The following is a 14,563-nucleotide window of genomic DNA, read 5'->3' as shown; positions in this document are numbered from 1 at the left end:
TATAGAGTATAACCTTGTTAGCCCTGTATAAATTGTTTAGTTGTTACAAACTATTTAATGCCAAACTTATATAGGGAAGCGATGAATAATTTGGGTATAATTGAATTCTTGTTCGTTAGCTAAGCACTGATTAATTTTTATGTTACCAGCATTAGATCCGCAATCTCTTCTAGAAGCCCATTATCAACAATTCATTCAAGACTTGTCTCAGTCTGCATTTGCTGGCGATATCGAATCAAGTTATGCCAGCCGTTTGGCGGTATCTACAGATAATTCAATTTATCAGCAACTTCCTCAAGCCGTGGTGTTTCCTACTGGACTAGAGGATCTGCAAATATTAGGGCAAACCGTGGCTGCTTATCCTGAGGTTAAATTTTCAGCCAGAGGAGGGGGCACTGGTACTAATGGTCAATCACTAACCAGTGGCATTATTGTAGATATGTCTAGGCACATGAATAAGGTGCTAGAAGTTAATATTGAAGAACAGTGGGCTAGAGTGCAGGCGGGGGTGGTAAAAGATCAGTTAAATGATGTCTTGCGTCCACTAGGGTATTTTTTTGCACCAGATTTATCCACCAGTAACCGGGCCACTATCGGAGGCATGATTAATACCGATGCTTCAGGTCAGGGCTCTTTGGTGTACGGAAAAACCAGTGACCATGTATTGGAATTAACCAGTGTGTTAGCCGATGGTACCTTATTACACACAGCACCAGTTGCATTAGAGCAAGCCAAACAGTCTGCCCAAGATCAAAGCCGATTAAGTCAAATTCAACAGCAAGTGCTGCAAAGCTGCCTAGATAAACGCCAGCAAATATTAGCTAAATTTCCAAGATTAAATCGTTTTTTAACCGGGTATGATTTAGAAAACACTTTAGATAAAGACCTAACTCAATTAGATGTAAGTCGGGTGATTACCGGCTCTGAAGGCTCCTTAGTTTTTGTTGGCGAAGCTAAAATTAATATTACTCCTATTGCTAAATTTAAAGCCCTAGTTAACGTAAAGTATGACTCATTTGAATCGGCCCTGAGGCATGCACCAAGTATGGTGGCGGCACAAGCAACCTCGGTAGAAACCGTCGACAGCAATGTATTAAACCTTGCTAAGCAAGATATGATTTGGCACTCGGTTAAAGCGCTCATTACCGAAGTTGAAGACAAAGATGTGTTAGGTCTGAATATGGTGGAGTACAACAGTAATGATCAGGCCGATATTGAAAACAAGATTGCCGAGCTGTCGCAAAACTTAGATAAGGCCACAGACTCAGGGGTAATTGGTTACCAAATTACTTACGACAAAGCTGATATACAAAAAATTTATGCTATGCGTAAAAAGTCAGTAGGGCTATTAGGAAAAACTAAAGGGCCTAAAAAGCCCTTAGCCTTTGTTGAAGACACAGCCGTACCCCCAGAGAATTTAGCCGATTTTATTATGGAGTTTAGGGCGCTATTAGATAGTCATGGCTTATTTTATGGCATGTTTGGGCATGTGGATGCGGGGGTTTTACATGTGCGTCCAGCACTGGATATGTGTGATCCCGAGCAAGAAGCCTTGATCCCACAAATCTCTGAACAAGTGGTGGCATTAGTAGCCAAATATGGCGGGTTAATTTGGGGTGAACACGGTAAGGGGTATAGAAGCGAATATGCGCCACAGTTTTTTGGTGAAGAACTGTTTGCTGAGTTGCGTAAAATAAAGTCTGTATTTGACCCACATAATCAAATGAATCCAGGTAAAATTTGTACACCTTATGACTCTGATGATGAATTAGTTAAAGTCGCAGGACAAAAACGCGGATACTTTGATCGTCAAATTCCCGTTGAGGTGCGTGACAGTTTTGAGCCTGCCATGAGCTGTAATGGAAATGGCCTGTGTTTTAACTATGATACTCAGTCTGCCATGTGCCCATCATTTAAAATTACTGCAGATAGACGCCATAGCCCTAAAGGCCGAGCGACTATGGTTCGCGAGTGGTTGAGGTTGTTGTCTAAACAAAACATAGATATCAATGAGTTAGAACATAATCAAGATCCTCCAACTTGGTTTGAACGATTTAGAAACAGTACAGATAAAAAGCCAGCTTATGACTATTCTCATGAAGTGTTAGAAGTGATGAATGGCTGTTTGGCCTGTAAAGCTTGTTCTAGCCAATGTCCTGTTAGTGTGGATGTACCGAGTTTTAGAGCGCGATTTTTAAATATCTATTACCAGCGCTATTTACGCCCAACGAAAGACCACTTAGTGGCCAATATCGAAAAAATGGCACCGCTTATGGCTAAAGCGCCAGCTATGGTCAATTTTTTCTTAAAACAAAAATGGGTGAATCAGCTAATAAGAAAAACCGTAGGTTATGTAGACACACCCATTTTGTCGCAACCCACGCTAAAGCAGCAAATAACAGAGCAACATATTCCGCCTTTTGATTTAGCTGAATTACAAAGCTTAGAGCCACAGGCTTTAGCTAAAAAAGTTTGCATAGTACAAGATCCTTTTACCAGTTTTTATGATGCAGAAGTGGTGGCCGCTTTGGCAAAATTAATTAAAAAGCTAGGTTATGAGCCGGTTTTGTTGCCATTTATGCCTAACGGTAAACCACAACATGTAAAAGGTTTTTTGGCTGAGTTTGCTAAAACCGCAAAACATGCTGCAGATTTTTTGCAACAAATTCAGCAACTGTCTGTACCTATGGTGGGCGTCGATCCTTCTATGGTGCTGTGTTATCGCGATGAATACAGCAAAATACTAGGTAAGGCTAGAGGCGAATTTAAGGTGCAATTAGTCCATGAATGGTTGTTGCAAATAGACTTACCAAAAGGGCAAACCAAGTCAGAGCTAGGCTACGCTTTATTTGCTCATTGCAGTGAAAAAACCGCCTTGCCAGAAAGTGAAAAACACTGGCAGCAGATATTCTCTGCATGTGATTTAGACTTAACTGCTGTGGCAGTTGGTTGTTGTGGTATGGCTGGGACTTTTGGCCATGAAGCCAGTCATTTAGCTGAGTCTAAGGGGATATATCAATTAAGCTGGCAAGAGGCTATTGCTAAGTATGCGCCAGAACAAATATTAGCCACGGGTTATTCATGCCGAAGTCAGGTGGCACGTTTTGAAAAAACTAAGCCAAAACACCCATTGCAAGTTTTGGCTGATTCTTTATAAGCTTGACCTAGCAGATAAAATAAAACCGCTAAACGGAATGGCTTTTTTACAGGCGCCATTTTTATTTAGCGGTTTTTAGGTCTAGTGCGTCAGTTCAACCCGCTTGAGGGTAAAACGGCGCAAACTACATATCATACGTTGGCGCGGAATGCCCGCGTCCATAAAGACACTGCCGATTGGACGAAATCCCTGTTTTTGGTAGTAGCTAACACCTTCCAACTCACATTGTACTAATATGTGCCTCACGCCAATTTGACGGGCAATATTGAGTAGGGCATCAGAGAGCTGTTTATACACTTCGGGTCTTCTATGCTGTGGCTCAACTGCTATTCGGCCAATTTCACCTTGAGGTGTAATACGACCTGTGGCGATTTCTTGATCCTGCTCGTTTACCACCAATACATGAAAGGATTGGCTGTCTAGTTGATCAAACTCATATTCAACAGGAATACGTCGCTGGCATACAAAGACTTTTTCTCTGATCTTTCTAAGTTTGTGTTGCTCGTTTTCCCAATCGACGTTTTTAACAAAAAACGTCATATGGTTACTCCAAATATTTATTCATCCTCAAGGTACCAAAACCCTGAATGAATCATTGTAGACAAGAATTTTGCAAATACCACACTGATTTTATTAGAAAAACTGTTTTCTAGGCTAAATTCAGAATTAAATAAAAACTGCAATGCTTGGGCTTTTTCTGATGTGGGCAAGGTAAATAATTGCCCCTGAATATAAAATTGAAACTCTTGTGAAGAGTTTTGACTGGCTTCTGAATACACGGCTTTAACGCCAGGTGAGCGATACAGCTTTGCCCCACAGCTTAAAGCGTCATCAATTTGTTGATAGGTGTAAAATACAGAGCTGTCTTCTAATAAGTCTAAGCTAGGGCCGTTTTCACTTAAAAATTTCATTAACCATTGGTTAAAGTGGTCAGTTTTTAATGTTTGATTAAGCAAAGATTTAAAACGCTGAATTTCAGCTTGAGTAACTTCGCCGCTGTGGGCTCTTAGATTTAATTTTTCATCTGTGTATCTGTGTGAAAAGGACTGAGTATCTAAGGCATAATCAGCTAATGAAGAGAGTAATTCTTGCTGATTAGGTGCTCTAAAACCGATGGAATAATTTAAACAATCTTCTAACGCAAGACCATTATGGGGGTGTCCAGCTGGAATGTAGACTATGTCGCCTGGGATTAACACTTGGTCAATCACAGGGGTAAAGCCAGTGATTTGGGCTAAATCTTTACAAGGACGCAGACTGCTAAACTCACCGGGCAAACCAACTTGCCAGCGTCTTGAACCTTTGCCTTGAATAATAAAAACATCGTATTGGTCTAAGTGAGGCCCAACCCCGGCGTTAGCGTTGGAAAAGCTAACCATTAAATCGTCCATGCGCCAGTGAGGAATAAAGTCAAAGGCCCGCATTAATTGGTCTGCTTCGGGTAAATAGTGATCCACTGACTGAACTAACAAACTCCAAGCCCCAATACAGAGTTGGTTTATGTCACTGAATGGGCCATGGCTAACTTGCCATTTATCTTTATCTAGGCTGACTATTCTTGAGTCTACATTTGGCTCTTCAGCCAAACCTGCTAGGTCATGTTCATCTAAGGGATCGTCAAAGTCAGTGAAGCCTTGTTTAATGACTAAAGGCTTTTTTTGCCAGTAATGAGTTAAAAACTCCTGCTTATCAAAGTTGTTGAGCGAATTCATGCTTCTCTACTTGTTGTTTTATGCCGAGCAACCAATAGGTGGTTACCTTACCTACGCCTTTTACCTCTATACCACCTCGTTTATCGTAACAGAAAAACTCTTTGGTTAGCTTATAGGTAGCCTCTGTGGTTTGAATTTTGTTACATAACCCATGGCTTTCCATACGCGAGGCTAAGTTGACTGCTTCGCCCCACAGGTCGTAGCTAAATTTATTTTTACCAATGATACCAGCAATCACCTCACCACAGCCTATGCCAATGCGTAGTCCAGTGTGTAAATGATGCTGCTGGCAAATGGTTTTAAATGCACTTTGCATTTCTAATGCGCAGTAGCAGCATTGTTTGGCATGGCTGGCATTTTTAGTGGGTAATCCACCTGCCACCATATAACCATCGCCACTGGTTTTGATTTTTTCTAGACCATATTTTTGTGATAAAGAATCAAACACACAAAAAATTTGATTCAACAAATCCACTAATTGATGGGGTGATAACTGTTTACACAAAGGGGTGAAGTTTTGAATGTCGGCAAACAAGATACTGGCTTGTGAAAAATAGTCGGCAATAAATGCTGGAGAGCCTTTTAAACGTTGAGCGATACTTGCTGGCAGTATGTTCAGTAAAAGTTTTTCTGAACGCTCTTTTTCAAAAGCTAATTTTTGCCAGCTTCGATTCACATTTTTCCAAAGGTGGTAACTACAGAGTATACAAGCTAGCGCAAATAAACTGGCACAAGATAAGCTAAATATTTGTTGATGCAGTGACAGGGTATGTTGCAAAGTATTGAAGTAAAACCAAATTTCAAAGCCAACAAATAATCCACTTAAGCCAACTAAGATCAATAACATTGGGTATTTTTCATGTACCGCAAACAAAAAAGGACAAATAAATACCGCCAATAAAAAGAAATAGTGAATGTTGAGATTAATTTTCCACAATAAACAAGATACAAAAATATCTAAAACATACACGCTAATAAGTAGGTATTTAGCACCATGGAACGCATGTTGGCGATTTAAAACTGGTACCCAAAGTAGGGCTAACACCACCAGAGCAACAATTAGGATCTCACTGTAGTTAGAAAAGTAAAAGGCGGTGGGCAGTTGCAATAAAGATACAAAAATAACCAAGAGCGCGGTTATATTAGTTAAACGAATAGGGTTTATGCTTTCACTCCTTTGTGGCGACAACCCAGCATGCACCCATGCTTTTAAAGCAAGGTTAAGCATTTTTAAATCCCTTTAAAAATTATGGTGAAACCTAAGTGTAGTTCACCTTAACTATTTAGCCGCAATAATGCTTAACCTGTTTAAAGCCTAAACTTTTCTTCTAGGCATCAAGTTGTTCTACAAACTCTATGGCTCGACCAATATAATTGGCTGGCGTAAGGGCGCGTAGCGAAGCTTTAGCCGATTCTGGTAGGGCAAGGCTATCAATAAATTCAGCCATCACTTGTTGATTAACCTTTTTACCACGGGTTAGTTCTTTAAGTTTTTCGTAAGGCTTTTCTATTCCGTATCTACGCATTACGGTTTGCACAGGCTCTGCCAATAACTCCCAGTTATTGTCTAGTTCATTAAGTAGACTTTGCTCATTGACTTCAAGTTTACTGATGCCTTTTAACGTCGCTTGATATGCAATGACAGAGTAACCCACACCTACCCCTAAATTCCTTAATACAGTTGAGTCTGTTAAGTCTCGCTGCCATCTTGAAACCGGCAACTTCGCGGCTAAATGATTAAACATAGCATTGGCTAAACCTAAATTGCCTTCCGAATTTTCAAAATCTATAGGGTTAACCTTGTGCGGCATAGTAGAGGAGCCAATTTCGCCAGCAATGGTTTTTTGCTTGAAATGCCCCAGCGCTATATAGCCCCAAATATCGCGGTCAAAGTCTAATAAAATGGTATTAAAACGTGCGATGGCATCGAATAACTCGGCAATATAGTCGTGAGGTTCAATTTGAGTTGTAAATGGATTAAAAGTTATACCTAGGCTAGTAACAAACTCATTGGCAAAGGTGTGCCAATCTAACTCTGGGTAAGCGCTTAGGTGAGCATTGTAATTACCAACGGCCCCATTAATTTTACCTAAGAGTTGAACCTTTACGATTTGCTCTCGTTGGCGGCTTAAACGCAACATCACGTTAGCCATCTCTTTACCCATAGTAGTGGGTGAGGCAGGTTGTCCGTGAGTTCGCGCCATCATAGGCACAGATTTTAATTCTATGGCTAAACGTTTTAATTCGCTAATAAGCTTATCGCAATAGGGCACTATAACCTGGCTACGTGCTTCATCTAACATTAACGCATGTGATAAGTTGTTGATGTCTTCTGAGGTGCAAGCAAAGTGGATAAATTCACTAACTGCATGCAGTTCTGCCTGTGAAGCGACTTTTTCTTTTAAGAAGTACTCCACAGCTTTGACATCGTGGTTGGTTTCTTTTTCAATGTCTTTGATGCGCTGCGCATCGGCTTCACTAAATTCGTTAACAATATTATCTAAAAATGCATCTGCAGCCTCGCTAAGACGCGGGACTTCTTTGATCTCGTCAGTGGCAGCCAACTTTTGTAACCACCGAACTTCTACAATAACTCGGCATTTAAGTAGACCATATTCACTAAAAATATGCCTTAACTCTGTGGTTTTACTACCATATCGTCCGTCTATGGGAGACACAGCTGTGAGTGCAGATAAGTTCATTAATTACTCCTAATTAGACGTGTTAATTTGACCTAAGGTTTGCTGAGCGCAATCGATAATTTGTTGCCGACTAAACAAAATATGTCGACGTTTTCCCCCTAGCTGGCGCCACAATACGGCCGCTCTAATGCCAGCTAATAATACCGCTCTAACGCGGTTTTGATTGTCTGCTTGCTTTAAAACGCTAGGGTTGCCAGCCACTTGAATTTTTCTACCTATGGGGCTAACAATATCTGAATAAATGCTGGCGAGGTTGGCTAACATTTGGCTTTCAGATAAGTTCAGTTGAGCTTGTTGACGTTGAATATTGCCAATTCTCTGACCTAAAGCCGCCATAATCTTTTTGTTGGCACTTATTTTTCTTTCTATTGCCATTAGATTCGCCACATAACGGGTGATTTCTACGTCTTTATCTGGGATTTGATTGTCTAATTGGGCTAGGATGGTTTGATAACCAAGCTTTAGGTTAGCAAGTGAACCAAAGACCTGTTCAGTATGCTCAGGATCAGTAATGGCAATGCTATTAACACTGGCCTGCAAAGCTTGCGCGTCAAAATCATTGGTTCTGGCAATGCGCTTAACTAAAGCGGCTGCTTGGCAAATGCCAGCTAAGGCAATGTTAGATTGGTAAAATTTATGGGTATTACTCATTAGCGAATATAATTCTCTATAATGCCGCCACCTAAGCACACTGAGCCTTGGTAAAATACCGCTGACTGTCCAGGGGTAACGGCTTTTTGTCCTTGGTCAAACTTGACTTCTACACTGCCGTTTTCAGTTGGGGTAACTAAGCAAGGAATATCTTGTTGACGATAGCGAGTTTTCACTGTGCAACGTATAGCTTGTTGTGGACCTTGGCGGTCAACCCAATGCAACTGCTTGGCAATTAGTCCTTGCGAGTACAAGCGCGGATGGTCTGCCCCTTGACCTACTATTAGTACATTGCGCTGTATATCTTTATCTACCACATACCAAGGATCGTCACCGAATTCTTTCATACCACCAATAAGTAAGCCTTTACGTTGACCTAAAGTGTGATACATCAAACCTTCGTGCTTACCAATAATTTGCCCTTCTGCGGTCTCTATTTCGCCGGGTTGGGCGGGTAAGTACTGGGCTAAAAAGTCTTTAAACTTGCGTTCGCCAATAAAACATATGCCAGTACTATCTTTTTTATCATGGGTGACTAAATCTTGTTCTAAAGCAATTTTACGTACTTCGGGCTTTTCTAAATGACCTATGGGAAATAAGGTTTGCGCCACATGTTGTTCACCTAAAGTGTACAAAAAGTAACTCTGATCTTTATTTTGATCTAAGCCTCGTAGCATTTGCCATTGCCCGTTAACTTGAGCGCGCTGGACATAGTGACCTGTGGCAATGTAGTCGGCATTTAATTCTTCTGCAGCAAATTCTAAAAAGGCTTTAAATTTAATTTCTTTGTTACACATAATGTCTGGGTTAGGGGTACGCCCAGCTTTGTATTCGGCAAGAAAATACTCAAACACGTTGTCCCAGTACTCTGCGGCAAAATTAATTGTATGTAATTCTATGCCTAGTTTGTCTGCCACCGCTTGGGCATCTTTTAAATCTTCTGCAGCTGCACAATATTCGTCATTGTCATCTTCTTCCCAATTTTTCATAAACAAACCTTCGACCTGATAGCCTTGTTGTTTGAGTAGAAAAGCCGATACCGAGGAGTCCACACCACCAGACATACCCACCACTACTTTTATTTGGCTGTTGTCTTTTTCTGGTGACGCATTTGGGGGTCTTTGTGTCATAAAATCGATGAATTAAAGTGCTAAAAAATGGTGGCGAAGTTTATCAGTAATTTGGACATAAATCATTAGGGCCTTTTAATCTTTCATATGTCATCGAGAACTTTTTCAAAAATGCTCTCAATTAAGGGAAAACTTGTGAACTTTGGTCATCCAAATCAACAAGTTTTAACCTCTAGTGGGGCTTTTGTGGAAAACCCTAAAGTGGCAGAAACCGAGTTATGAGCCCTTTACTCTCTTAGTTTGGTTGTTGGCCTTTGCTTTAGAATAACTAAGCTTGTAGGTAAACGCCTAGGTATCCAAATAAATGCACTTAATCTCAAAGATATATGAATGATATTCAGCCCCTAATCTCATCAGCCAATTGAGCTTTATAAAAGATTTTTTAAGCTGACTTAAGGCTAACGATTAAATTTTAAAATATAACCTTTAAAATCGTCTTTTAAGTAGCTACCTAATGCCGGCTTGAGGTGTTCTGATTGGAAGCCGTTGACCAACATTTGTTTGCTTAATTTGTTTTTTCTACCGCGGCCAGGATCGACAATAATCACTTCGCAGTTTGGATTTGCATGGCGTTGGATAAATTGTGCAAGTAAGGCGATATGTTCGTCTTCATACAATAAGTCACTGCCAATGATAAGGTCAAAAAGGCCTAATGTATCATGGTGACTTGCCCAGTCTGTTTGCTCATAAGCGATGGGGCGATCATTATTGAGTTGGGTGTTCGCAATTAAAAATCGTGCTACTTCTGGGTGGTAATCGGTGGCTGTTATATCTGCGTTGAGTTTATTTAACAGTAAACTACTTAACCCCATGCCACAGCCCACTTCTAAAATACGTTTATTGGCTAGCTGGTAGTCAGAAATAAAGTGGGCTAGCACCAAACTTGATGGCCAAATTACCCCAAATAATGACCAAAGCGAGGAAGAAATACCTAGACCTTCAGCAATTCCTTGGGGGTCGTGAAACTCCTGTTTGTCTCGCAAAGTACGTAAATGAATATCGATTTTGCCAAATTCGACAGTTTGATAACTATAGCGAAGGGCCGTCATGGTATTACCTGAGTCGTGGCTAAGGCAGTTATCGGGTGATAAGTGTCGAAACGCGAGAGAGTGAGGTTAAAGTACAGGACTTGTTGTGGAGTGCAATGGTTTTCGAATTTCGTTGATTAAAATGCATGGGCCCGTGCATGCTTTAGATCTTATAAAACCTTCGAGGAACAGCTGAAGTTTTTTAAAAATTAAACCTCCACAAATTCACCATTGCCAATCCCGTCAATTGTCCACTCTCCCACGCTATATCGTATTAACCTTAAAGTTGGAAAACCAATATGCGCGGTCATGCGTCTTACTTGGCGATTGCGTCCTTCTGAAATAGTAATGGCCAGCCAACTAGTGGGCTTGTTTTGCCTATACCTTACTGGGGGAGTGCGTTCCCACACTTGGGGTTCTTCTATTGCTTCGACTGTGGCGGGTTGCGTTAGGCCGTCTTTAAGCTTTACTCCTTGGCGTAATAATGCCAAATCAGATTCTTGCGGCACGCCTTCAACTTGTACCCAATAGGTTTTTACGGTTTTGTGCTTTGGTGAAGCAAGTCTATTTTGTAATTTACCATTATTGGTCAACACCAAAAGACCTTCGCTGTCTTTATCTAGCCTACCAGCTGCGTAAACGTCGGGAATAGGAATAAAGTCTTTGAGGGTTTGCCTGCCTTCTTGATCGGTAAATTGAGTCAACACATTAAAAGGCTTATTAAACAAAACCACTCGGGTTTTTGTGGGGCTAGTTGAATGAGAGTGTTTAAAAGTTGGCTTAGTGGTTTTAGGCATTATGAGGTTCAGTAAAAGAAAAAACTAAATTAATTAAACTAATATATTGGGCTAAAGTCTGATTAACTTGATATATTTTGCAAGCAAAACTTGTACTTAATTGATCAACCCATATATTATTTACGGGTTGTCTGGACAAGACACTTTTTTAAATTCGGTACTTAACATCAATCCTTATTGTCACAACGTTGTGAATTTACCTCTCTGAAAAGCAAACGGAGGTAGGATTGACGGTGATTTACCATAAACATGAGGCTCATAATGACGATTTCTAAGTCGAAAATTATCTATACAAAAACAGACGAAGCGCCGGCACTTGCCACTTATTCATTGCTTCCAATTATTCGTAGTTTTACATCAAGCGCAGACATAGAAGTTGAATTAAGCGATATTTCGTTAGCAGCACGTATATTGTCTGTAATGAGCGAGTTTTTGCCAGCTGAGCAACGTGTACCTGATGCGTTATCAGAGCTAGGTGCATTAACGCAAGAGCCTACGACCAATATTATCAAACTGCCTAATATCAGTGCATCTATTCCACAGTTAAAAGCAGCGATCAAAGAATTGCAAAGCAAAGGTTTTGATTTACCTGAGTTTCCTGAAGATCCTCAAACAGACCAAGAAAAAGCCATTAAAGCCAGTTATGGTAAAGTATTAGGAAGTGCAGTAAACCCGGTATTACGTGAAGGAAACTCTGATCGTCGTGCTCCTGCTGCAGTTAAGAATTACGCAAAAAATAACCCGCATTCAATGGGTGAGTGGAGTCAAGCGTCTAGAACTCATGTAGCACACATGCGTGGCGGCGATTTTTATTCAGGTGAGCAATCGGTCACTGTTGAAAAAGCCGGACACGTTAAAATTGAATTTACTGACAAAGCTGGCAATGTCACCGTACTTAAGCCAAGAGTTGACTTGTTGGCAGGTGAAGTGATTGATGGCATGTGCATGAGCAAAAAAGCTTTATGTGAATTCTTTGAAGAGCAAATCGAAGATGCTAAAAACACAGGCGTATTATTTTCATTGCATGTTAAAGCAACCATGATGAAAGTGTCGCACCCAATTGTTTTTGGTCACTGTGTTAAAGTTTTCTACAAAGAACTGTTTGACAAGCACCAAGCTTTATTTGATGAGCTAGGAGTAAACCCAAACAATGGTTTAGGCAGTGTTTACGACAAGATCGCTTCTTTACCGCAATCGCAACGCGCTGAAATTGAGCGTGATATTAACGCTTGTTACGCAGAGCGTCCGCCTATTGCTATGGTGAACTCAGATAAAGGTATTTCAAACCTGCACGTTCCTAGTGATGTGATAGTTGATGCATCTATGCCTGCGATGATCAGAAGTTCTGGTCAAATGTGGGGACCAGATGGCAAGTTACACGACACTAAAGCGGTAATTCCAGAAAGTACTTACGCCACGATTTATCAAGAAGTGATTAACTTCTGTAAAACTCACGGTGCATTTGATCCAAGAACCATGGGTACAGTGCCAAACGTTGGTTTAATGGCACAAAAAGCTGAAGAATATGGTTCACATGATAAAACTTTCGAAATGCAAGGCGACGGTAAAGTTCAAATCATCGATCAAGATGGCAATGTATTAATTGAGCATGAAGTCGCTGAAGGTGATATTTGGAGAATGTGCCAAGCTAAAGACGCGCCTATTCGTGACTGGGTTAAATTAGCAGTAAACCGTGCTCGTCAATCTGGCATGCCAGCGATTTTCTGGTTAGATGACGAACGAGCTCATGACGCGCAACTTATCTTAAAGGTAAATAAATACTTACAAGAGCACGACACTGATGGATTAGATATTTCTATTATGTCACCAGTGCGAGCCATTCGTTACACCATGGAAAGAGCGATCCGTGGACTAGATACTATTTCAGTAACAGGTAACGTATTGCGTGACTACCTAACTGATTTGTTCCCTATTTTAGAATTGGGTACTAGTGCAAAAATGTTATCAATTGTACCGCTAATGGCCGGTGGCGGATTGTTTGAAACGGGAGCCGGTGGTTCTGCACCTAAGCACGTTCAGCAATTTGTTGAAGAAGGGCATTTACGTTGGGATTCACTAGGTGAGTTTTTAGCCTTAGCTGTATCTTTAGAAGATCTTGCAATAAAACAAGATAATCAAAAAGCCAAAGTACTTGCTGTTGCATTAGATAAAGCAACAGAAAAACTACTGAATAATGGCAAGTCGCCTTTACGTAAAGCTGGGCAACTTGATAACAGAGGTAGTCACTTCTACTTGGCCATGTACTGGGCAGAAGAACTGGCGAACCAAGCAGATGATAAAGAATTAGCTGCTAAGTTTAAGCCATTATTTGAGAGCCTAAGTGCCAATGAAAGTAAGATTATTGCTGAAATTGATGCGACTCAAGGCAAAGAAGCTGATATCGGTGGATATTATTATCCTAATGATGATTTAGCGACCAAGGCTATGTGTCCTAGTGCAACCCTTAACGCAGCTTTAGCAGCTAACTAATGTTACTCATTGCGCCATCGGTTTGGTGGCGCAATAATCTTGCTAAAGTTTTATATTAGGCAAACAAAAAAGCAGACGTTATCGTCTGCTTTTTTATCTCCTAGATAAATATTTATCTGTCTGGCTCAGTTTTGAAGTCAATGTTTTCAGCATGTAAGCCTTTAGGCCCTTGCTGAACTTCGTATTTTACCTCTTGGCCTGCCTTTAGAGAGCGGTAGCCCTCCATTTGGATGGTAGAGTAATGCGCGAAAATATCTTCGCCACCATCATCGGGAACAATAAAGCCAAAACCTTTCGCATTATTGAACCATTTTACTTTGCCGACTGCCATACCTCTGCTTCCTTTTGATCCCTTGAACTAATACAACTTTGCCCCCACACTAAGGTTAGGGAAAGACGTGTTAACTACTTAATACAACCGTCGATTTAAAATGTAGGTTTTTTAACCTGTTTTTGTCAAGGTGAATTTGAAATTTCGTTTAAAATATAAACTAACTGACACCCTGGTTGGTCTAAATTATTATCAGACAAAACGGTTAAGAATATAATTATGTAAGCGAATTATGAGTAAAGATAACACCATTGATATCACACCACATAAGGCCATTGACACGGTTAAGAAAAAAGCCGCGCCACCACCTATGTATAAAGTGCTGCTAAATAACGATGATTACACGCCTATGGACTTTGTTATCGAAGTGCTTATGCGTTTTTTTAATCTAGATGGCGAAAAAGCACAACAAATCATGCTAACAGTGCACTATCATGGTAGAGCGGTTTGTGGCATATATACTGCAGAGATAGCAGAAACTAAAGTGATGCAGGTCAGTCGTTATGCTCGTGAGCATCAACATCCATTGATGTGTACTATGGAACAAGCATAATGAAATTTTTGA

At 40.6% G+C, this 14,563-nt stretch carries 12 protein-coding genes; 3 read left to right on the top strand and 9 right to left on the bottom strand.

What is annotated here, in order from left to right:
* The first annotated feature begins 139 nt into the window (after positions 1-139).
* Positions 140-3,157 carry a D-2-hydroxyglutarate dehydrogenase YdiJ gene (ydiJ, locus tag ACVCDT_RS12125; protein ID WP_447133047.1) on the top strand — a complete coding sequence of 1,006 codons (3,018 nt, stop codon included), beginning with the start codon at positions 140-142 and terminating at the stop codon, positions 3,155-3,157.
* Between the two features lie 81 nt (positions 3,158-3,238).
* Here the strand turns inward: ydiJ and ACVCDT_RS12120 are convergent, their stop codons facing one another.
* The 8 genes from ACVCDT_RS12120 to ACVCDT_RS12085 form a co-directional block, all read right to left on the bottom strand.
* Positions 3,239-3,697 carry a GNAT family N-acetyltransferase gene (locus ACVCDT_RS12120; RefSeq protein ID WP_447133046.1) on the bottom strand — a complete coding sequence of 153 codons (459 nt, stop codon included), beginning with the start codon at positions 3,695-3,697 and terminating at the stop codon, positions 3,239-3,241.
* A 17-nt stretch (positions 3,698-3,714) separates the two neighbouring features.
* On the bottom strand, positions 3,715-4,869 hold the full coding sequence (locus ACVCDT_RS12115; RefSeq protein ID WP_447133045.1) for a JmjC domain-containing protein: 1,155 nt from the start codon (positions 4,867-4,869) through the stop codon (positions 3,715-3,717).
* On the bottom strand, positions 4,847-6,097 hold the full coding sequence (locus ACVCDT_RS12110; protein WP_447133044.1) for an adenylate/guanylate cyclase domain-containing protein: 1,251 nt from the start codon (positions 6,095-6,097) through the stop codon (positions 4,847-4,849). Before ACVCDT_RS12110 ends, ACVCDT_RS12115 begins: the two co-directional genes overlap by 23 nt.
* Positions 6,098-6,197: 100 nt before the next feature.
* Complete coding sequence (purB, locus tag ACVCDT_RS12105; RefSeq protein WP_447133043.1) at positions 6,198-7,571, bottom strand: adenylosuccinate lyase; 1,374 nt, start codon at positions 7,569-7,571, stop codon at positions 6,198-6,200.
* 9 nt (positions 7,572-7,580) lie between these two features.
* The gene (gene hflD, locus ACVCDT_RS12100; RefSeq protein WP_447133042.1) at positions 7,581-8,222 is read right to left on the bottom strand and encodes a high frequency lysogenization protein HflD; all 642 of its coding nucleotides are present in this window, start codon (positions 8,220-8,222) and stop codon (positions 7,581-7,583) included.
* Positions 8,222-9,352: a tRNA 2-thiouridine(34) synthase MnmA gene (gene mnmA / locus ACVCDT_RS12095; protein ID WP_447133041.1), complete on the bottom strand. Its 1,131-nt coding sequence runs from the start codon at positions 9,350-9,352 to the stop codon at positions 8,222-8,224. The genes hflD and mnmA overlap by 1 nt, the downstream gene beginning before the upstream one ends.
* A gap of 398 nt (positions 9,353-9,750) precedes the next feature.
* Positions 9,751-10,401: a class I SAM-dependent methyltransferase gene (locus tag ACVCDT_RS12090; protein WP_447133040.1), complete on the bottom strand. Its 651-nt coding sequence runs from the start codon at positions 10,399-10,401 to the stop codon at positions 9,751-9,753.
* Between the two features lie 188 nt (positions 10,402-10,589).
* Positions 10,590-11,177 carry a pseudouridine synthase gene (locus ACVCDT_RS12085; RefSeq protein ID WP_447133039.1) on the bottom strand — a complete coding sequence of 196 codons (588 nt, stop codon included), beginning with the start codon at positions 11,175-11,177 and terminating at the stop codon, positions 10,590-10,592.
* A gap of 261 nt (positions 11,178-11,438) precedes the next feature.
* Here ACVCDT_RS12085 and ACVCDT_RS12080 point away from each other — a divergent pair, with 261 nt between their 5' ends.
* Entirely contained in the window at positions 11,439-13,667 is a 2,229-nt protein-coding gene (locus ACVCDT_RS12080) for an NADP-dependent isocitrate dehydrogenase (protein ID WP_447133038.1), read from the top strand.
* A gap of 112 nt (positions 13,668-13,779) precedes the next feature.
* Here ACVCDT_RS12080 and cspD read toward each other — a convergent pair whose 3' ends face one another.
* On the bottom strand, positions 13,780-13,998 hold the full coding sequence (gene cspD, locus ACVCDT_RS12075; protein WP_447133037.1) for a cold shock domain-containing protein CspD: 219 nt from the start codon (positions 13,996-13,998) through the stop codon (positions 13,780-13,782).
* 232 nt (positions 13,999-14,230) lie between these two features.
* Here cspD and clpS point away from each other — a divergent pair, with 232 nt between their 5' ends.
* Positions 14,231-14,551, top strand: a complete 321-nt coding sequence (gene clpS / locus ACVCDT_RS12070) for an ATP-dependent Clp protease adapter ClpS (RefSeq protein ID WP_447133036.1) — start codon at positions 14,231-14,233, stop codon at positions 14,549-14,551.
* Positions 14,552-14,563: the final 12 nt, after the last annotated feature.

The organism is Paraglaciecola aestuariivivens (assembly GCF_052983255.1).
The sequence above is the reverse complement of the archived record's forward strand: the minus strand, read 5'-3'. Positions and strand labels throughout refer to the sequence as shown.

What these genes read in the sequence shown, in the direction of transcription:
- ACVCDT_RS12090 (WP_447133040.1), bottom strand. Translation starts at nt 10,401, where the DNA reads ATGACGGCCCTTCGCTATAGTTATCAAACTGTCGAATTTGGCAAAATC.
- hflD (WP_447133042.1), bottom strand. Translation starts at nt 8,222, where the DNA reads ATGAGTAATACCCATAAATTTTACCAATCTAACATTGCCTTAGCTGGC.
- ACVCDT_RS12120 (WP_447133046.1), bottom strand. Translation starts at nt 3,697, where the DNA reads ATGACGTTTTTTGTTAAAAACGTCGATTGGGAAAACGAGCAACACAAA.
- ACVCDT_RS12080 (WP_447133038.1), top strand. Translation starts at nt 11,439, where the DNA reads ATGACGATTTCTAAGTCGAAAATTATCTATACAAAAACAGACGAAGCG.
- ydiJ (WP_447133047.1), top strand. Translation starts at nt 140, where the DNA reads ATGTTACCAGCATTAGATCCGCAATCTCTTCTAGAAGCCCATTATCAA.
- clpS (WP_447133036.1), top strand. Translation starts at nt 14,231, where the DNA reads ATGAGTAAAGATAACACCATTGATATCACACCACATAAGGCCATTGAC.
- ACVCDT_RS12085 (WP_447133039.1), bottom strand. Translation starts at nt 11,177, where the DNA reads ATGCCTAAAACCACTAAGCCAACTTTTAAACACTCTCATTCAACTAGC.
- ACVCDT_RS12110 (WP_447133044.1), bottom strand. Translation starts at nt 6,097, where the DNA reads ATGCTTAACCTTGCTTTAAAAGCATGGGTGCATGCTGGGTTGTCGCCA.
- cspD (WP_447133037.1), bottom strand. Translation starts at nt 13,998, where the DNA reads ATGGCAGTCGGCAAAGTAAAATGGTTCAATAATGCGAAAGGTTTTGGC.
- ACVCDT_RS12115 (WP_447133045.1), bottom strand. Translation starts at nt 4,869, where the DNA reads ATGAATTCGCTCAACAACTTTGATAAGCAGGAGTTTTTAACTCATTAC.
- mnmA (WP_447133041.1), bottom strand. Translation starts at nt 9,352, where the DNA reads ATGACACAAAGACCCCCAAATGCGTCACCAGAAAAAGACAACAGCCAA.
- purB (WP_447133043.1), bottom strand. Translation starts at nt 7,571, where the DNA reads ATGAACTTATCTGCACTCACAGCTGTGTCTCCCATAGACGGACGATAT.